The organism is Pseudomonas sp. YH-1, assembly GCF_051990045.1.
GTDB classification, from domain to species: Bacteria; Pseudomonadota; Gammaproteobacteria; order Pseudomonadales; family Pseudomonadaceae; genus Pseudomonas; species Pseudomonas nicosulfuronedens.
This window is the reverse complement of sequence record NZ_CP178184.1, coordinates 69,084-87,688: the sequence shown is the minus strand read 5'-3', so window position 1 is coordinate 87,688 and position 18,605 is coordinate 69,084. Positions and strand designations below refer to the sequence as shown.

Genomic DNA, 18,605 nt, shown 5'->3' with positions numbered 1-18,605 from the left:
GTTCAGAGAATCGGCCCGGTGGTGACCGGGAGTTCGACGCAGACGCCCAGACCGGCACCGTCCAGCCCTTCGTGCAGGGAAATGCGCCCGTGGTGGATTTCCACGATGCGCTTGACGATGGGCAGGCCCAGTCCGCTGCCGTGGCTGCTGGCGACGCTGGGGCTGCGGTAGAAGCGGGTGAAGATCGCTGCCTGTTCGGCCGGGGCTACGCCGGGGCCGTTGTCGCGGACCCAGAGGGTCAGACGGTCGCTCGTGCTCTCAAGGCTGACGGCCACGCGGCCGCCTTCGGGGGTGTAGCGCAAGGCGTTGCCGACCAGGTTGGTGAGCATCAGCCCGAGCCACGCCGCTACGCCGCGCAGCGTGACCTCCTGGCTGTCGAGGGTCAGTTCGATCTGTTTGTCGATGGCTTGCGGCGCGAGATCGGCGATGGTGTCTTCGGCCAGCAGGCGCAGGTCCACCGGGGCGAAGATTTCGTGCAGCTCTTCGGCATCGAGCCGCGCCAGCAGGAGGATCTGCTCCATCAGCGCACTGATCCGTTCGACACTGCGGCTGACCTGTTGTAGCCCATGGGCGTGGGCGGCCGGGTCGGACGAGCGCAGTGCTACCTGGGCGTGGGTGCGCAGGCTGGCCAGTGGCGTGCGGATTTCGTGGGCGGCGTCGCTGGTCAGCCGGCGCTCGGCTTCCATCGCCGAATGCAGGCGCTCCAGCAACAGGTTCAGTTCGTTGACCAGGCTGTGTACCTCCACCGGTGCGCGACTCAGGGCCAGCGGGTGGAGGCTGTGGGCGCCGCGCTGGTGCACCTGTTCGATCAGGCTGCGCAGCGGCGCCAGTCCCTGGCGCACGCCGAACCAGACCAGTACGCCGAACAGCGGCAGTGCCAGCAGCAACGGGAACAGGGCGCTGAACAGCAGCAGATGCAGGGTCTTGTGGCGGTAGTGCAGGTCCTCGAAGACCCAGATGCGCACTTCATCCGCTCCCGTCGTGGCCATCTGCAGGACGCGCCAGTTGACCCCGCCGCTGAGCAGGTCGGAGAAGCCCGGCGGTTGCGCCTCGATTCCCCCGGGCGGCTTGTGGGTGGCCAGCAGCGGTTGGCCGCGATACCAGATGGCGTAGCCCAGCGTGGCTTCGCGACGGATCAGTGGCAGCCCTTCGATGGCCTTGCGGCTGCGCGCGAGGATTTCCATGGCGTCGCTGGATTGCGGGTCGATGGCGTCGGCGACGTCGACCAGGCTCAGGGCGGCCTGGCCGAAGTCGATCATGTCCTGGTCGTAGAGCCGGTTCACCTGCTCGCGGGTCAGGTGATAGGTGAAGAGGCCGGCTACCAGCCACAGCACGGACACACCGCCGATCAGCGTCAGCAACAGGCGCCGGCTGATGGAACCGGCGCGGGGCGGCGCGCTGCTCAAGCTCGTGCGGCGCCTTCGGGGCGGTCGATGCCGTAGCCGATACCGCGCACGGTACGGATCAGGCCGTTGCCCAGCTTGCGCCGCAGGTGGTGGATATGGACTTCGATGGCGTTGCTTTCCAGGTCGCCGTCCCAGCCGTAGAGGGCCTCCACCAGGCGAGCACGGGACAGTACCTTGCCGCGTTGTTCCAGCAGCAGGCGCAGCAGCGCATATTCGCGTGGTGCCAGGTCAACCGGTGAACCGGCCAGGCTGACCTGGTGAGTGGCCGGGTCCAGTGCCAGTTCGCCGTGTTGCAGCAGCGGCGCAGCGCGGCCGGTGTGGCGGCGGGTGAGGGCGCGCACGCGGGCGAGCAGTTCATCGAGGTCGAAGGGTTTGGTCAGGTAGTCGTCGGCGCCAGCGTCCAGGCCGGCCACGCGGTCGGCCACCTTGTCGCGGGCGGTGAGGATCAATACGGGGGTCAGGTCGCCACGGCGGCGCAGGCCGCGCAGCACTTCCAGGCCGTCCTTGCGCGGCAGCCCGAGGTCGAGGACCAACAGGTCGAACTCATCGGTCGCCAGCGCCTGATCGGCGGCCACGCCATCGCTCACCCAGTCCACGGTGTCGCCTTCCAGACCGAGCCCTGCGCGAATGCCATCGCCCAGCAGCTGGTCGTCTTCTGCCAACAGGATTCTCATCGATGCCCCCTCAGCCGGCTCTGTGCAGCAGGATAGCCGGCGTCACTCATTTCGGGCAGAGGGTGGCGGCAGCGGATTAAGGTGCAGTTAACGAGTGAGACGCGTTGTAGGGCGAATAACCTGGAACAGGTTACCCGCCCTACGGTTGGGTATCGGTTGGGCGGGCGCGGGTCACGCGATCCACCAGGTAGACCACGCCGCGATAGTCGATGCCGCCATGGGCGGACAGGCCGATCTCGCAGGTGCGGCTGGTGGAGACGCCTTCCTCGCAGTACTGCACAGCCTCCTTGAGCGTACGCAGCGAGTGCGCGTTCAGCTCGGGCGTGGTGAAACCCTTGTCGCCGGCAAAACCGCAGCAGTGGATACCTTCGGGGATCACTACTTCGCGGGTGCAACGTCTGACCAGGTCGATCAGCGCCTGGCTTTCGCCCAGGTGCTGGGTGCTGCAGGTGACGTGGACGGCCACCGGCTTGTCCTGCGGCTGGAAGTCCAGACGCTCGACCAAGTGCGTGCGGATGAACTTCACCGGGTCGTAGATCTTCAGCCGGTCGTCCGCCAGCTCCTGCACCAGGCGCAGCGTGCAGGGGCTGGTGTCGCAGTAGATCGGGTCGAGGCCGCCACGGCTGGCGCGCAGCAGTTCGGCGAGCAGCTCGTCGCGCTTGGCGTCGGCCTGTGACTGGTAGCCCTTGGAGGCGAACGGCTGGCCGCAGCAGAGGTTATCGGCGTTGTCCGGGAAGACCACCTGGTAGCCGGATTTCTCCAGCAATTGGTGGGTCTTTTCGATCAGCGGCATCTGCTCCTCGTCCGCCGCCGCCGGGCCCATGGCGCGGGAGACGCAGGCGGTCAGGTAGACGACGCGCGGCTTGCCGTTATCCACAGGTTGCGACGTAGCTGCGAGACGCACCGGCTGCGGCATGGCAGGTGTCCACTGCGGCACGCGGCCCTTGCTGGCGTGGCTGATGGAGGCGCTGAGGCGAGCGAGGCGTGGCGCTCCCAGAACGATGCGCGCGCCATTGGCGGCATGCAGCATGAACTTCGCGCCTTTCAGCGCCGTGGCGAAATTGCGTGCCAGCCAGGTGGCGGTGCCGGCGTGGTGCGCTTCCACGCCGCGCAGCTTGCGGATCAGCTCGCCGGTGTTGATGTTCACCGGGCAGCGCTGGGCGCACAGGCCGGTGGCGGCGCAGGTGTCGATGCCCTGGTACTGGTAGTCGCGCTCCAGCTCCGTGGTGTCGACGCCGGCGCGGCGCTTGGCCTGGATGTCGCGCCACAGGACGATGCGCTGGCGCGGGCTGAGGGTCAGTCCCTTGGACGGGCAGACCGGTTCGCAGAAGCCGCACTCGATGCACTTGTCGACGATCTCGTCGGCGGCCGGCAGCGGCTTGAGGTTCTTCAGGTGCAGCTGCGGATCGTCGGTCAGTACCACGCCCGGGTTGAGGATGCCGGTGGGGTCGAGCAGACGTTTCAATTGCCACATCAGCTGGTAGGCGTCATGGCCCCATTCCAGCTCGACGAAGGGCGCCATGTTGCGCCCGGTGCCGTGCTCGGCCTTGAGCGAGCCGCCGTATTCCACGGCGACCAGGTGCGCGACGTCGTCCATGAAAGCCGAGTAGCGTGCTACCTGCTCGGGCGATTCGAAGCCCTGGGTGAAGACGAAGTGCAGGTTCCCTTCCAGCGCGTGGCCGAACAGGATGGCCTCGTCGTAGCCGTGCTTGTCGAACAGCTCGATCAGGCGGTTCACGCCTTCGGCCAGCTGTTCGACAGGGAAGGTGACGTCCTCGATGATCACCGTGGTACCGGTCTCGCGCACCGCGCCGACGGCCGGGAAGGTGTCCTTGCGGATGCGCCAGAGCTGGTTGTAGACCACCGGGTCTTCGCTGAAGTCGACCTGTTTTTCCACCGGGTAATCGGCGATGGAGGTGCTGATCTGCGCGAGCTGTTCATGCAGCAGCGACTGGGTCGCGGCACGGGACTCGATGAGCAGCGCACAGGCGCCTTCGGAGAGACTCTTCACCCACACCGGCATGCCCTGCATGTTTTCCACCGAGCGCAGGCTGCGGCGGTCCAGCAGCTCCACGGCAGACACTGGCTGCTGCTTGAGCACGGTCACTGCCTTGCAGCAGGTCTCCACGTCAGGGAAGACGATCAGCGCGCTGGCCTTGTTCGGGTGGTCCGGCACGGTGTCGTAAGTCACCGCGCTGATGAAGCCCAGGGTGCCCTCGGAGCCAACCATCAGGTGGGTGAGGATATCCAGCGGCTCGTCGTAGTCGACCAGCGCGTTCAGTGACAGGCCAGTGGTGTTCTTCAGGCGGTACTTGTGGCGGATTTTCGCGGCGAGCTCGGTGTTGGCGCGGGTTTGCCGGCCCAGTTCGGCGAGGTGGTCGAGCAGCGCGCCGTGGCTTTCGCGGAAGGCCGCGACGCTGCCGGGTAGCTCGCTGTCCAGCAACGTACCGTCGGCCAGCAGCAGACGCATGCCGGCCAGGGTGTGGTAGCTGTTCTGCGCGGTGCCGCAGCACATGCCGCTGGCATTGTTGGCGACGATCCCGCCGATCTTGCAAGCGTTGATCGATGCCGGGTCCGGGCCGATCTTGCGGCCGAAGGGCGCAAGCCAGGCGTTGGCCTGGGCGCCGATGACGCCGGGCTGCAAGCGAATCTGCGTGCCGCCCTCGCGGATGTCGCGGCCGTTCCAGTTGTCACCCAGCACCAGCAGCACCGAGTCGCTCACGGCCTGGCCGGAGAGGCTGGTGCCCGCAGCGCGGAAGGTCACCGCCACCTGATTGGCATGAGCGGACTTGAGCAGGGAAGCGACTTCGTCTTCGTTCTCGACGCGGATCACCAGCTTGGGAATCAGCCGATAGAAGCTGGCGTCGGTGCCGAAGGCCAGGGTCGAGAGCGGATCGTCGAAGCGGCGCTCACGGGGGATCAGGTGTTCTACCGTGTCGAGGAAGGCGGCAGGGAGGCTCATGGCGGCTCCATTCATCATCGGTGAGCGTGGGCCGCTGGACGGCCCATCGGTGTTCTTTTATCGAACGCGCCGGAGCGCGCTCCTCCTGTAGGAGCGAGCATGCTTGCGAACCTGCGCAGCTTCGTGCCGGCCCGGTTCGCGAGCAAGCTCGCTTCTACAAAAGCAGAGCGTTTACTGCCCCAACTCGCGTACCAGCGAGTCGCGGGTGATCTCGCTGATGGATTTGGCGCCGGTGAGCACCATCGCCACGCGCATTTCCTTCTCGAACAGGTCCAGCAGGTTCTTCACGCCGGCTTCACCGTGGGTCGCCAGGGCGTAGAGGAAGGCCCGGCCGATGAGCACGGTGTCGGCGCCAAGGGCGATCATGCGCACCACGTCCAGGCCGTTGCGGATGCCGGAGTCGGCGAGGATCTTCAGGTCGCCCTTCACTGCGTCGGCGATGGCCGGCAGGGCGCGGGCGCTGGAGAGCACGCCGTCGAGCTGGCGGCCGCCGTGGTTGGACACGACGATACCGTCGGCGCCGAACTTCACCGCATCCTTGGCGTCTTCCGGATCAAGGATGCCCTTGATGATCATCGGGCCGTCCCAGAATTCGCGAATCCACTCCAGGTCCTTCCAGGAGATCGACGGGTCGAAGTTGGCACCCAGCCAGCCGATGTAGTCGGCCAGACCGGTGGGGTTGCCGCGGTACTTGGAGATGTTGCCCAGATCGTGGGGCTTGCCCAGCAGGCCGACATCGAGCGCCCAGGACGGGTGGGTCATGGCCTGCCAGACGCGACGCAGCGGCGCGTTCGGGCCGCTCATGCCGGCATGGGCGTCGCGGTAGCGGGCACCGGGCACCGGCATGTCGACGGTGAACACCAGGGTCTTCACGCCAGCGGCCTTGGCGCGCTCCAGGGCATTGCGCATGAAGCCGCGGTCCTTGAGCACATACAACTGGAACCACATGGGCCGGTCGATGGCCGGAGCGACTTCCTCGATCGGGCAGACGGACACCGTGGACATCGTGAAGGGGATGCCCTTGGCGGCGGCCGCGCGGGCAGCCTGCACTTCGCCGCGGCGGGCATACATGCCGGTCAGGCCGACCGGGGCCAGGGCGATGGGCATGTTCAGCTTCTCGCCGAACAGCATCGTCTCCAGGCTCAGCTCGGACATGTTCTTCAGCACGCGCTGGCGCAGGGCGATGTTGGCCAGGTCGTCGACGTTGTTGCGCAGGGTGCGCTCGGCGTAGGCGCCGCCGTCGGCATAGTGGAAGAGGAATGGCGGCAGCTTGCGCTGGGCGGCGGCGCGGTAGTCGGTAGAGGCAGAAATGATCATGGGCGTCCCATCGGTGAGGGTCTGTCGATTAAGGCGTCACGGTGACGGCAGGAACCCAGAACAAACTAGACGTTTACCGGGTTCGCTGCAGTCGCGCGTGCCGCTTGGGCCGGCCGCTGCGCCGTTCAACCTGTGAACGGCGCAGCGGCGATGACTCCCTTAGTGAACCAGCATGCCGGTGAAGATGTAGGCCTGGGCCAGGGTGATCAGACCCACCATGGCGGCGAACATCAGGCTGTGCTTGAGGGTGAAGCGGAACAGGTCGGATTCCTTGCCCACCATGCCGGTCGCGGCGCAGGCGACGGCGATGGATTGCGGCGAGATCATCTTGCCGGTCACGCCGCCGCTGGTATTGGCGGCCACCAGCAAGGTGTCATTGACTCCGATCTGGTGCGCGGTGGTGGCTTGCAGCGAGCTGAACAGCGCGTTGGAGGACGTATCCGAACCGGTCAGGAACACGCCCAGCCAGCCCAGGAACGGCGAGAAGAACGGGAACGCCGCGCCAGTGCCCGCCAGGACCAGCGCCAGGGTGGTGGACATGCCCGAGTAGTTGGTGACGAAGGCGAAGGCCAGCACCATGCCGATGGAGAGGATCGGCCATTTCAGCTCGAGCAGGGTTTCCTTGAAGGTGGTCAGACCAGTTTTCGCACCGATGCGCAGGATGAACATCGAAATCACGGCGGAGAAGAAGATCGCGGTGCCGGTGGCCGATACCGGGTCCAGTTTGAACACGGCGGCGATCGGTGTCGGGTTGGCGACGATGGGGGCGGTCTTCACCACCAGTTGGTCCAGGTGCGGGATGGAGAAGTTGAACACCAGGTTGTACAGCGCGCCGCCCGGCGCAAAGAGCGCCTTGAACGGTTTCAGGGTCCAGATGGTGACGAGTACGGTCAGCACCAGGAAGGGCGACCAGGCCTTGAGGATCTCGCCGAAGCTGTAGGGCGTCGGCTCGGCGCTGCGCGGGCCGTTGCCGCCCATGACGGCAGTGCCGCCAGCGGTGGCGACCACTTCTCGCTCGCCGGCAGGTTGCCAGACCTTGAGGAACAGGGTCAGGGAAATCAGGCTGACCAGGGCGGAGGTGATATCCGGCAGTTCCGGGCCGATGAAGTTGGAGGTGAAGTACTGGGTGATGGCGAAGCTGCCGCCGGCAACCAGGGCGGCCGGCCAGGTTTCTTTCACGCCCTTGAAGCCGTCCATCATGAACACCAGCCAGAACGGCACGAGGATCGACAGGAAGGGCAGCTGGCGGCCGGTCATGGCGCCGATCTTGAAGGCGTCGATGCCGGTGACCTGGCCTGCGACGATGATCGGGATGCCCAGGGCGCCGAAGGCTACCGGCGCGGTATTGGCGATCAGGCACAGGCCCGCGGCGTACAGCGGGTTGAAGCCCAGGCCGACCAGCAGGGCGGCGGTGATCGCCACCGGGGCGCCGAAGCCGGCCGCACCTTCGAGGAAGGCGCCGAAGGAGAAGCCGATCAGCAGCACCTGCAGGCGCTGGTCGCCGGTGATCGACAGCACTGAGCTGCGGATCACCTCGAACTGGCCGCTCTTGACCGTGAGTTTGTAGAGGAACACCGCCGCGACGATGATCCAGGCGATCGGCCACAGGCCATAGGCGAAGCCATAACCGGCGGCGGCGATGGCCATGTCGGCAGGCATGCCGAAGGCGGCGATGGCGATGATGATCGAGAGGGCGAGGGTGATGCTGCCGGCGACGTGGCCCTTGAGGCGGAACACGGCGAGGGCGAGGAAGAAGAACACGATCGGAATGACGGCGACCAGCGCGGACAGGCCGAGGCTGCCGAGCGGGGTGTAGATCTGCTGCCAGGTTTGCATCTGGTTTGGCTCCCTAATTGTTTTTGGGTGGAGGGCCTGGTTGCCGGTCGGGCGATTCCGATGCGCTTGTGGCGCCTGGGCAGACGGTCGACTGATCGCGGCTTGTGTTTTTGTGAACCTGTTGTCGTGCAATTCGACTTACGGTAAATTGGTAAGACCAATTTACAAGGCCGAGCGCTCAGGGTAAAAGCCCTGCTGGCGACCTGTCAATTTGCTGCCCTGCGACTTTTGTCGAGCGTGATCGGGAAGGCGAATTGGTCTTGTTGCTGGCGGCGGTACTGGTTAGGCTGCCGCGCGCTGTTCAGGTCGCGGTCTGGAGCGCAGCTCCAGAGTGAGAGGCGAGAGGGTTCACGAGCATGAGTTTTGGTCAGGTCAAGCAACGCCGTCTGTCGGACGACATCGTCGAACGGCTGGAGGCGATGATCCTCGAGGGCACCCTCAAGGCGGGCGAACGGCTGCCCGCCGAGCGCGTGCTGGCCGAACAGTTCGGCGTGTCACGGCCTTCGCTGCGTGAAGCAATCCAGAAGCTCGGCGCCAAGGGGCTGCTGGTCAGCCGGCAGGGCGGTGGCAACTACGTCAGCGAAGGCTTGGGCTCGATGTTCAGCGATCCGCTGCTGCACTTGCTGGAGAGCAACCCGGAGGCGCAGCGCGACCTGCTGGAGTTTCGCCACACCCTGGAAGGCTCCTGCGCCTACTACGCGGCGCAGCGTGCGACCGAGGTGGACCACCAGCGACTGAGGCAGGCGTTCGATGCGTTGCAGGACTGTTACCTGCGTGTGGGCAAGGTCAGTCGTGCGGAAGAGGGCGCGGCGGACGCAGCCTTCCACCTGGCCATCGCCGAGGCCAGCCACAATGCCGTGCTGCTGCACACCATTCGTGGCCTGTTCGACCTGCTCAAGCGCAACGTGGTGACCAACATTGGTGGAATGTACGCGCAGCGCGACGAGACCCGCGAGCAGCTGATGCGTCAGCACCGCGAGTTGTACGAGGCGATTATCGGCGGGCACGCGGAAGCGGCGCGGGAGATTTCCCAGCGGCATATCGACTACGTGCAGGAAGTGCTGGCCGAGGTCCAGGCGAAGGAGTTGCGCCTGCAACGGGCACAGCGACGCCAGGGTACGGCGGACGCCTGATCGGCAACGCGCCCTCGCGGGAGGGCGCGAAAGGACTTCAGTCGTCCTTGCCGTGGCGAATGGCGCGCTGGATTTCCCGGTCGGAGTCACGCTCCTTCTCGGTGCCGCGCTTGTCGTACTCTTTCTTGCCCTTGGCCAGTGCGATCTCGCACTTGATCAGGTGCTTCTTCCAGTACATCGACAGCGCGACGCAGGCGTAGCCCTTCTGCTGCACGGCACCGAACAGCTTGCCCAGCTCGCGCTTGTGCAGCAGCAACTTGCGCGTGCGCACCGGGTCGGCGATGACGTGCGTGCTGGCAGTGGTCAGCGGCGTGATGTGGCTGCCCAGCAGCCAGGCTTCGCCATCCTTGAGCAGCACGTAGCTGTCCACCAGCTGCGCCTTGCCGGCGCGCAGGCTTTTCACTTCCCAGCCGGCCAGGGCGACACCTGCCTCGAAGCGCTGCTCGATGAAGTAGTCGTGCAGAGCCTTCTTGTTCTGCGCGATGGTCCCCGAAGGGTGTTTCTTCTGTTTAGCCATAGGCCGCGCATTATAGGGAGTCGCTCGCCGCGCCGCTATCGGGACAGCGTGTGACGGCATGCAAGCTTGAGGGTGTGTGGCTAATCTCGGACAATGCGCGCTGTTTTTTTGAGCAGCGGGCGTATGAAACGCCCCACAACCAAGCGAGACGTCTATGAGCACGCATATCCAGCGTTCGGCGCTGCTGCCCTATCCGGCGAAGGCGCTGTACGACCTGGTCAACGATGTGGCGCGCTACCCGGAGTTCCTGCCCTGGTGTTCCGCCTCCACCGTGCTGGAGGCAAGCGATACGGCCATGCGCGCCGAGCTGACCGTGGCCAAGGGCAGCATTACCCAACGCTTCACCACCCGCAACGTGCTGGTGCCCGGGCAGAGCATCGAGATGAACCTCGAGGAGGGCCCTTTCACCCAGCTGCACGGCGTGTGGACTTTCAAGGCGCTGGGTGACAAGGCCTGCAAGATTTCCCTGGACCTGACATTCGACTACGCCGGTGCGCTGGTGAAGGCCACCCTGGGCCCGCTGTTCACCCAGGCGGCGAACACCATGGTCGACGCCTTCTGTCAGCGTGCCAAGCAGCTGCATGGCTGAGTCCGCGAACATCGCCATCGAAGTCGTCTATGCCTTGCCGGAGAATCAGGTGCTGCTGCGCCTGAGTGTCCCTCCAGGGACGCGGATGCGCGAGGCTGTGCTTCTGTCCGGTATTGCCGCGCAATTTCCCGGTCTGGATGTGCAGAGCTGCCCGCTGGGTATTTTCGGCAAGGCGGTAGCCAGGCCCGAGGAGCGTGTGCTGGAGGAGGGCGAGCGGGTGGAGATCTATCGGCCTTTGATCGCCGATCCCAAGGAAGTGCGGAAACAGCGGGCCGCGCGAGCCAAGGCGGCGCGCGGCTGATTGCTGTGCGATGCATGATTCTCATGGGATGAAAGCGCAGGCAACAAAAAGCCCGGCATTGGCCGGGCTTTTTCGTTGGAGCGGATCCCTTACTGCGGATCCTTGTCCAGCGGTTCCGGGGTCGGGACCGGCACGGTTTCCACCTGGTCGACTTCCTTCTGGATCTGTTCTTCCACGGAGCCGGGCTTGGCCGGTTCTTCCTTGGGCTGTTCGGGCTGCTGTTGCGGCGCCTCCGGGGCCAGCGGCGGGGTGACGCCGTCCTTGCCGAGGATCGACTCGTCGCGGCTCACACCGGGCATGAAGTCGCCGTTGAGGCCGATCAACTGGTCGTTTTCACCGAAGAACAGGCTCATGCGCTCCTGCTGGCGCTGACCGCCGCCCGGCTGGATGCTGTAGAGATAGTCCCAGCGGTTGGGGTGGAAGGTGTCCACGATCAGGGGGTTGCCCATGATAAACCGCACTTGGCGCCGGGTCATTCCGGGCTTCAACTGGTCTATCATATCCTGCGTTACAACGTTGCCCTGCTGGATGTCGATCTTGTAGACCCCCGGGAACGAGCAACCGGCGAGTGCGGCGAGTCCCAGCCCGAAAGCGAGACTGGTCAGCATGAGCTTGGCGTTTTGCATCAAGGGGTGACTTCCACTATCTTGGCTGAGCGACGAAATCCCGATCATACCTGTATTGAGAGATGCTGCGAAGCATTCCGCGCCGAGAAAGCACACATGGTTGAAAATAGCGAACTGCGCAAAGCCGGACTGAAGGTCACACTGCCGCGCGTCAAGATCCTCCAGATGCTCGATTCCGCCGAGCAGCGCCACATGAGCGCAGAGGATGTTTACAAAGCGCTGATGGAGGCGGGTGAGGACGTTGGTCTGGCCACCGTCTACCGCGTCCTGACCCAGTTCGAAGCCGCCGGCCTGGTGGTGCGCCACAACTTCGACGGCGGCCATGCCGTCTTCGAACTGGCCGACAGCGGTCACCATGACCACATGGTCTGCGTCGATACCGGCGAAGTCATCGAGTTCATGGACTCGGAAATCGAGAAACGCCAGAAGGAGATCGTCAAGGAGCGCGGCTTCGAGCTCGTCGATCACAACCTGGTGCTGTACGTGCGCAAGAAGAAATAAGCGCACGCATCAGCAGAAACGGCGACCCTCGGGTCGCCGTTTTCATTTGCGCGGGTTTCAAACGCTGGCAGGGTCAGCCCTGTACGGCCGAGTCCACCATCTTGCGGGCGTGGGCCAGGGATTCCTTGGTCAGATCGACGCCGCCGAGCATGCGGGCGATTTCTTCGATGCGTTCGGCCTTCTTCAGGTTGGCCACGGCGGTACGGGTTTCGCTGGTGTCGCGGTCCTTGTGCACGAACAGATGCTGGTGCCCCTGCGCCGCGACCTGCGGCAGGTGGGTGACGGTCAGTACCTGGCCGCGATCACCGAGGCGGCGCAGCAGTTGGCCGACCACTTCGGCGGTGGGGCCGCCAATGCCGACATCCACTTCGTCGAAGACCAGGGTGGGAATGCGTGAGGTCTGCGCGGTGATCACCTGGATCGCCAGACTGATGCGCGACAATTCGCCGCCCGAGGCGACCTTGGCCAGGCCCTTCATCGGTTGACCGGGGTTGGCGCTGACGAGGAATTCCAGCTGCTCCAGGCCGCTGACCTGAGGTTCGTCCGAGCTGGACTGGCGCAGTTCGATGGCGAAACGCCCGCCGGGCATGCCGAGCCGCTGCATCTCCACTTCCACGGCTTTGGCCAGCTTCGGCGCGGCATCCTGGCGAATGCGGCTGAGCTCGTCGGCCTTCTCCTGATAGTGGCGAGCGTAGGCGGACAGTTCGTCGCCCAGGCGCTCCACGGCTTCGTCGTCGGCGTTCAGCGCTTCCAGTTCGTCCAGTAGGCGTTGCTGCAAATCCTGCAGTTCGTGCGGCTGCACGCGGTGTTTGCGGGCGAGGCTGTAGATGGCGTCCATGCGCTCTTCCAGTTGCTGAAGGCGCATGGGGTCGGCGTCGAAGTGGTCGACGAAGCGGTTCAGCTCGCCGATGGCTTCTTCCACCTGGATCTGCGCACTGGACAGCAGGTTCACCGCCTCGCCCAGCGCAGTTGGCTGGGTCTGGAAGGCTGTGAGGCGGTTGAGGCTGGAGGTCAGTGCCGACAGCACGTTGCCGGCATCGCTTTCACTGCAGAGATCGACGACCTGGCGGCAAGCGGCGATCAGGCTGCCGGCGTTGCTCTGGGTCTTGTGTTCGGCTTCCAGCGACTCCAATTCGTTGTCGCCCAGGCCGAGGTTTTCCAGCTCCTCGAGCTGGTAGCTGAGCAGCTGGTGGCGGGCGCGCTGTTCGTCTCCATTGCGCGACAGACGGTCCAGTTCCTGGCGGGTCTGCTTCCAGCGCTGCGCGGCGAGGTGTATCTGGCGCGCCAGGTCCTGGCTGCCGGCGAATTCGTCGAGCAGGCGGCGGTGGGTGTCGGACTTGAGCAGCGACTGGTGTTCGTGCTGGCTGTGGATATCGATCAGCAGCTCGCCCAGGTGCTTGAGATCGCCCAGCGGGCAGGGCGTGCCGTTGATGTAGGCGCGGGAGCGGCCTTCGGCGGTGATCACCCGGCGCAGGATACACGGACCGTCCTGCTCCAGGTCGCGCTCGGCGAGCCAGTCGCGGGCTTCAGCAATCGCACTGACATCGAAGCTGGCGAGAATGTCTGCCTTGTCGGACCCGGGGCGTACGACGCCGCTGTCGGCTCGGTCGCCGAGGGCGAGACCGAGGGCGTCGAGCATGATCGACTTGCCGGCGCCGGTTTCGCCGGTGATCACGGTCATGCCGGCGGCGAGCTCGAGATCGAGGTGCTCGACGATGGCGTAGTTGTGCACGGACAGATGAACCAGCATGGGCGGCGGCTCCGTAGATAAGTCTGGTTATTTATACAGTATTTTTTGCCGCTGGCAATTCTCCCTCGTCGCCTGTGAGGGGTGTGTCCTTGAAGTCATGCCCTTGAAGTCGGAGAAAGGCGCCCCATATACACGGCAGAGCCGCGGACCATTGGGTTCGCCTTGTTTTCAAAGGCTTATTTTCTTTTTAGGAGAGTGGCATGTCTGACGAACAACAGACTCAGGATTCCCAGTTCAACGAGCAGCCGGACACCGGCGCTACCGGGGATCTGAACGCCCGCGTGCTGGAACTGGAAGAGCAGGTAGCCGCGGCGAAGGACCAGAGCCTGCGCGCCGTTGCCGAGTTGCAGAACGTCCGCCGCCGTGCCGAGCAGGACGTGGAGAAGGCGCACAAGTTCGCCCTGGAGAAATTCGCCGGCGACTTGCTGCCGATCGTCGATACCCTCGAGCGCGCGCTGGAGATGTCGAACCCGGAAGATGAAGTGATCAAGCCGATGCGCGAAGGCATCGAGCTGACGCTGAAGATGTTCCACGACACCTTGAAGCGCTACAACCTCGAGCCGGTCGACCCGCACGGCGAGCCATTCAACCCCGAACACCACCAGGCCATGGCCATGGAAGAGAGCATCCGCCTCGAGCCGGGCAGCGTGGTCAAGGTGTTCCAGAAGGGTTATCTGCTCAACGGTCGTCTGCTGCGTCCGGCCATGGTCGTGGTCAGCAAGGCACCGGAACAAACCCCGCCTTCGATCGACGAGAAGGCTTGAAATCCACCACCCGGTCCCCATCTGGGTAATCAACCGAGCCAAAGACCCGCAACAGGGTCAGCGCGGAATCTAATTTCTGGAGAGTGAACTATGGGCAAAATCATTGGTATCGACCTGGGGACCACCAACTCCTGTGTGTCCATCCTGGAGAACGGTAACGTCAAGGTCATCGAGAACGCCGAAGGCGCTCGTACCACCCCGTCGATCATCGGCTACGCCAACGACGGTGAAATCCTGGTAGGTCAGCCGGCGAAGCGCCAGGCTGTGACCAACCCGACCAACACCCTGTACGCAGTGAAGCGCCTGATCGGCCGTCGCTTCGAAGAAGACGTCGTGCAGAAAGACATCAAGATGGTGCCGTACAAGATCGTCAAGGCTGACAACGGTGACGCCTGGGTCGAAGCCAAGGGCCAGAAGATGGCTCCGCCGCAGGTCTCTGCCGAAGTCCTGAAGAAGATGAAGAAGACTGCCGAGGACTACCTGGGCGAGCCGGTCACTGAAGCGGTCATCACCGTTCCGGCCTACTTCAACGACAGCCAGCGTCAGGCCACCAAGGACGCCGGCCGCATCGCCGGTCTGGACGTCAAGCGCATCATCAACGAACCGACCGCGGCCGCGCTGGCCTATGGCCTGGACAAGGCGAAGGGTGATCACACCATCATCGTCTACGACCTGGGTGGCGGTACCTTCGACGTGTCCGTGATCGAGATCGCGGAAGTCGACGGCGAGCACCAGTTCGAAGTACTGGCCACCAACGGCGACACCTTCCTCGGTGGTGAAGACTTCGACCTGCGCCTGATCGACTACCTCGTCGAGGAATTCAAGAAAGAATCCGGCATGGACCTGAAGGGCGACCCTCTGGCCATGCAGCGTCTGAAGGAAGCGGCCGAGAAGGCCAAGATCGAGCTGTCCTCGACCCAGCAGACCGACGTCAACCTGCCGTACGTCACTGCTGACGCCAGCGGCCCGAAACACCTGAACGTCAAGGTTTCCCGCGCCAAGCTGGAATCCCTGGTGGAAGACCTGGTCACCCGCACCATCGAGCCGTGCCGCGTTGCGCTGAAAGACGCAGGCCTGGACGTGTCGAAGATCGACGAAGTGATCCTGGTCGGCGGCCAGACCCGCATGCCGCTGGTACAGAAGACCGTTGCCGAGTTCTTTGGCAAGGAAGCGCGCAAGGACGTCAACCCGGACGAAGCTGTTGCCATGGGTGCTGCCATCCAGGGCGCCGTACTGGCCGGCGATGTGAAGGACGTGCTGCTGCTCGACGTCACCCCGCTGACCCTGGGTATCGAAACCCTTGGTGGCGTGATGACCGCGCTGATCGACAAGAACACCACCATTCCGACCAAGAAGTCGCAGGTGTTCTCCACTGCCGATGACAACCAGGGCGCCGTGACCATCCATGTTCTGCAGGGCGAGCGCAAGCAGGCCGGCCAGAACAAGTCGCTGGGCAAGTTCGACCTGGCCGACATCCCGCCGGCTCCGCGTGGTGTGCCGCAGATCGAAGTGACCTTCGACATCGACGCCAACGGCATCCTGCACGTCGGCGCGAAAGACAAGGCCACCGGCAAGCAGCAGTCCATCGTGATCAAGGCTTCCTCGGGTCTGTCCGAAGACGAGATCCAGCAGATGGTCCGCGACGCCGAGGCGAATGCCGAGGAAGACCGCAAGTTCGAGGAACTGGCCGCTGCCCGCAACCAGGGTGATGCGCTGGTCCACGCGACTCGCAAGATGGTCACCGAGGCTGGCGACAAGGCTACTGCCGAAGAGAAAACCGCCATCGAGAAAGCTCTCGGCGAGCTGGAAGTTGCCGTGAAGGGCGACGACAAGGCCGAGATCGAAGCGAAGATGAATGCGCTGTCCCAGGCATCCACTCCGCTGGCGCAGAAGATGTATGCCGAACAGCCGCAGCCGGGTGCTGCCGCTCAGGGCGAGGCCGCTGACGACAAGGCTGGCGACGATGTCGTCGACGCCGAGTTCGAAGAGGTCAAGGAGAACAAGTAAGCCGCGTGCTTGCTTCCGCTCCGGCGCACCGACCAGCGTGTCGGTGCGCATGAAACGTCACGCGGGGGCTTGCTCCCGCGTTGGCGTGTCTGGGGGAACGGTTTTTAGAGTGCAGGAAAGTTATGGCCAAACGTGATTTTTACGAGGTGCTGGGTGTCGAGCGCGGCGCCAGCGAAGCGGACCTGAAGAAGGCCTATCGCCGGCTCGCCATGAAGTTCCACCCGGACCGCAATCCCGGCGACAAGGAGGCCGAGGATAAATTCAAGGAGGCCAACGAGGCGTACGAGGTCCTGTCCGACGCCAGCAAGCGCGCGGCTTACGACCAGTACGGCCATGCCGGCGTCGACCCGCAGATGGGTGGCGGCGGTGCCGGCTTCGGCGGCGCGAGCTTCTCGGACATCTTCGGTGATGTCTTCAGTGATTTCTTCGGGGGTGGCGGCGGTCGCGGCGGTTCCCGTGGCGGCCCGGCCCGCGGCGCGGACCTGCGCTATACCCTCGATCTCGACCTGGAAGATGCGGTTCGCGGCACCACCGTGACCATTCGCGTTCCCACCCTGGTCGGCTGCAAGACCTGCAGCGGCAGCGGCGCCAAGCCCGGCACCACGCCGGTCACCTGTACCACTTGTGGTGGTATCGGCCAGGTACGCATGCAGCAGGGCTTCTTCTCGGTGCAGCAGACCTGCCCGCGTTGCCATGGCAGCGGCAAGATGATCACCGACCCCTGTGGTTCCTGCCATGGCCAGGGCCGGGTGGAAGAGCACAAGACCCTGTCGGTGAAAGTGCCGGCCGGCGTCGATACCGGTGACCGCATCCGCCTGACCGGCGAAGGCGAAGCTGGCGCTCATGGTGGCCCGGCGGGCGACCTGTACGTGGTGGTGAATGTGCGCGAGCACGACATCTTCCAGCGCGACGGCAAGCATCTGTACTGCGAAGTACCGATCAGCTTCGCCGATGCCGCTCTGGGCGGCGAGTTGGAAGTGCCGACCCTGGATGGTCGCGTGAAGCTGAAGATTCCCGAGGGCACTCAGACCGGCAAGCTGTTCCGTCTGCGCGGCAAGGGCGTCGCCCCGGTGCGTGGTGGTGGTGCCGGCGACCTGATGTGCCGCGTGGTCGTGGAGACGCCTGTGCAGTTGGACAAGCGTCAGCGCGAACTCCTGGAAGAGTTTCGCGGTACCCTGCAGGGCAACTCTTCCAACTCGCCCAAGGCCAGTGGCTGGTTCGAGGGCATGAAGCGCTTCTTCGACGATCTATGATGCAGGGCCCCGGCGATGCGAGTCGTCCGGGGCTTTTTTAGCTGGGAGCTGTTTTATATGCGACGTATAGCCGTAATGGGCGCCGCCGGGCGCATGGGCAAGACCCTGATTGAAGCTGTCCAGCAGACCAATGGCAGCGCAGGCCTGACTGCGGCGGTCGACCGCCCGGACAGTACGCTGGTCGGCGCTGACGCTGGCGAGCTGGCCGGCCTGGGCCGTATCGGCGTGCCGCTGTCGGGCGACCTGGTCAAGGTGGTCGACGAGTTCGACGTGCTGATCGACTTTACTCATCCGACCGTAACCCTGAAGAACCTGGAAGTCTGCCGCAAGGCTGGCAAGGCCATGGTTATCGGTACCACTGGCTTCTCCGCGGCGGAGAAGGAACTGCTGAGCGAGGCGGCGAAGGATATCCCCATCGTCTTCGCGGCCAACTACAGCGTCGGCGTGAACCTCTGCCTGAAGCTGCTCGACACCGCCGCTCGTGTGCTGGGTGATGACGTGGATATCGAGATCCTCGAGGCGCACCACCGCCACAAGGTCGATGCTCCGTCCGGCACCGCGCTGCGCATGGGCGAAGTGGTTGCCAATGCGCTGGGTCGTGATCTGGAAAAAGTGGCCGTGTACGGTCGCGAAGGTCAGACCGGCGCGCGCCCGCGCGAGACCATCGGCTTCGCCACTGTGCGTGCTGGTGATGTGGTGGGTGATCACACGGTACTGTTCGCCGCCGACGGCGAGCGGGTGGAAATCACCCACAAGGCCTCGAGCCGCATGACCTTCGCTCGTGGCGCCGTACGTGCTGCGCAGTGGCTGGAAGGGCAGGCCAACGGCCTGTATGACATGCAGGATGTTCTCGGCCTGCGCTGAGCGGCATGGCCGTACGTCGTGCAAAAGGTGGACCATGATGTCGCATTTCTGTAAACTACAGCTTTAGTGTGTCCACTAAAAGCAGCGCAGCATGAATCACATAAA

16 protein-coding genes are annotated in these 18,605 nt (G+C 64.5%); 8 read left to right on the top strand and 8 right to left on the bottom strand.

Annotation, left to right across the window (positions count from 1 at the left end):
- Window positions 1–2: 2 nt before the first annotated feature.
- From ACKI1H_RS00400 to ACKI1H_RS00380, 5 genes are all read right to left on the bottom strand, one after another.
- Entirely contained in the window at window positions 3–1,406 is a 1,404-nt protein-coding gene (locus tag ACKI1H_RS00400) for a sensor histidine kinase (protein ID WP_440467351.1), read from the bottom strand.
- On the bottom strand, window positions 1,403–2,080 hold the full coding sequence (locus tag ACKI1H_RS00395; RefSeq protein WP_440467350.1) for a response regulator: 678 nt from the start codon (window positions 2,078–2,080) through the stop codon (window positions 1,403–1,405). Before ACKI1H_RS00395 ends, ACKI1H_RS00400 begins: the two co-directional genes overlap by 4 nt.
- A 139-nt stretch (window positions 2,081–2,219) precedes the next feature.
- Window positions 2,220–5,042 carry an FAD-binding and (Fe-S)-binding domain-containing protein gene (locus ACKI1H_RS00390; RefSeq protein WP_440467349.1) on the bottom strand — a complete coding sequence of 941 codons (2,823 nt, stop codon included), beginning with the start codon at window positions 5,040–5,042 and terminating at the stop codon, window positions 2,220–2,222.
- Between the two features lie 171 nt (window positions 5,043–5,213).
- Window positions 5,214–6,359: an FMN-dependent L-lactate dehydrogenase LldD gene (gene lldD / locus ACKI1H_RS00385; RefSeq protein ID WP_138524536.1), complete on the bottom strand. Its 1,146-nt coding sequence runs from the start codon at window positions 6,357–6,359 to the stop codon at window positions 5,214–5,216.
- Between the two features lie 159 nt (window positions 6,360–6,518).
- Window positions 6,519–8,195, bottom strand: coding sequence for a lactate permease LctP family transporter (locus ACKI1H_RS00380; RefSeq protein ID WP_440467348.1), 1,677 nt, complete (start codon window positions 8,193–8,195; stop codon window positions 6,519–6,521).
- 356 nt (window positions 8,196–8,551) lie between these two features.
- Between ACKI1H_RS00380 and ACKI1H_RS00375 the strand changes: the two genes are divergently transcribed.
- The gene (locus tag ACKI1H_RS00375) at window positions 8,552–9,328 is read left to right on the top strand and encodes an FCD domain-containing protein (protein WP_138524532.1); all 777 of its coding nucleotides are present in this window, start codon (window positions 8,552–8,554) and stop codon (window positions 9,326–9,328) included.
- 37 nt (window positions 9,329–9,365) lie between these two features.
- Here the strand turns inward: ACKI1H_RS00375 and smpB are convergent, their stop codons facing one another.
- Window positions 9,366–9,845, bottom strand: a complete 480-nt coding sequence (smpB, locus tag ACKI1H_RS00370; RefSeq protein ID WP_017518965.1) for an SsrA-binding protein SmpB — start codon at window positions 9,843–9,845, stop codon at window positions 9,366–9,368.
- 154 nt (window positions 9,846–9,999) lie between these two features.
- Here smpB and ACKI1H_RS00365 point away from each other — a divergent pair, with 154 nt between their 5' ends.
- Window positions 10,000–10,434, top strand: coding sequence for a type II toxin-antitoxin system RatA family toxin (locus tag ACKI1H_RS00365; RefSeq protein ID WP_138524530.1), 435 nt, complete (start codon window positions 10,000–10,002; stop codon window positions 10,432–10,434).
- On the top strand, window positions 10,427–10,735 hold the full coding sequence (locus tag ACKI1H_RS00360; RefSeq protein WP_440467347.1) for an RnfH family protein: 309 nt from the start codon (window positions 10,427–10,429) through the stop codon (window positions 10,733–10,735). The genes ACKI1H_RS00365 and ACKI1H_RS00360 overlap by 8 nt, the downstream gene beginning before the upstream one ends.
- 89 nt (window positions 10,736–10,824) lie before the next feature.
- Here the strand turns inward: ACKI1H_RS00360 and ACKI1H_RS00355 are convergent, their stop codons facing one another.
- On the bottom strand, window positions 10,825–11,361 hold the full coding sequence (locus ACKI1H_RS00355; protein WP_138524526.1) for an outer membrane protein assembly factor BamE: 537 nt from the start codon (window positions 11,359–11,361) through the stop codon (window positions 10,825–10,827).
- 96 nt (window positions 11,362–11,457) lie between these two features.
- On the opposite strand from ACKI1H_RS00355, the gene fur reads away from it, so the two are divergent.
- Window positions 11,458–11,862: a ferric iron uptake transcriptional regulator gene (gene fur / locus ACKI1H_RS00350; protein ID WP_009613072.1), complete on the top strand. Its 405-nt coding sequence runs from the start codon at window positions 11,458–11,460 to the stop codon at window positions 11,860–11,862.
- A 73-nt stretch (window positions 11,863–11,935) separates the two neighbouring features.
- On the opposite strand, the gene recN is transcribed toward fur, so the two are convergent.
- Window positions 11,936–13,612, bottom strand: coding sequence for a DNA repair protein RecN (recN, locus tag ACKI1H_RS00345; RefSeq protein ID WP_440467346.1), 1,677 nt, complete (start codon window positions 13,610–13,612; stop codon window positions 11,936–11,938).
- Window positions 13,613–13,812: 200 nt separating this feature from the next.
- Between recN and grpE the strand changes: the two genes are divergently transcribed.
- From grpE to dapB, 4 genes are all read left to right on the top strand, one after another.
- Window positions 13,813–14,376: a nucleotide exchange factor GrpE gene (gene grpE / locus ACKI1H_RS00340; protein ID WP_081520689.1), complete on the top strand. Its 564-nt coding sequence runs from the start codon at window positions 13,813–13,815 to the stop codon at window positions 14,374–14,376.
- Between the two features lie 90 nt (window positions 14,377–14,466).
- Window positions 14,467–16,383 (top strand): molecular chaperone DnaK, encoded by a 1,917-nt coding sequence (gene dnaK, locus ACKI1H_RS00335; RefSeq protein ID WP_440467345.1) that lies wholly within the window; start codon window positions 14,467–14,469, stop codon window positions 16,381–16,383.
- A gap of 122 nt (window positions 16,384–16,505) precedes the next feature.
- Window positions 16,506–17,636 carry a molecular chaperone DnaJ gene (dnaJ, locus tag ACKI1H_RS00330; RefSeq protein WP_038803372.1) on the top strand — a complete coding sequence of 377 codons (1,131 nt, stop codon included), beginning with the start codon at window positions 16,506–16,508 and terminating at the stop codon, window positions 17,634–17,636.
- A gap of 57 nt (window positions 17,637–17,693) precedes the next feature.
- Entirely contained in the window at window positions 17,694–18,500 is an 807-nt protein-coding gene (dapB, locus tag ACKI1H_RS00325; RefSeq protein WP_440467344.1) for a 4-hydroxy-tetrahydrodipicolinate reductase, read from the top strand.
- Window positions 18,501–18,605 lie beyond the last annotated feature (105 nt).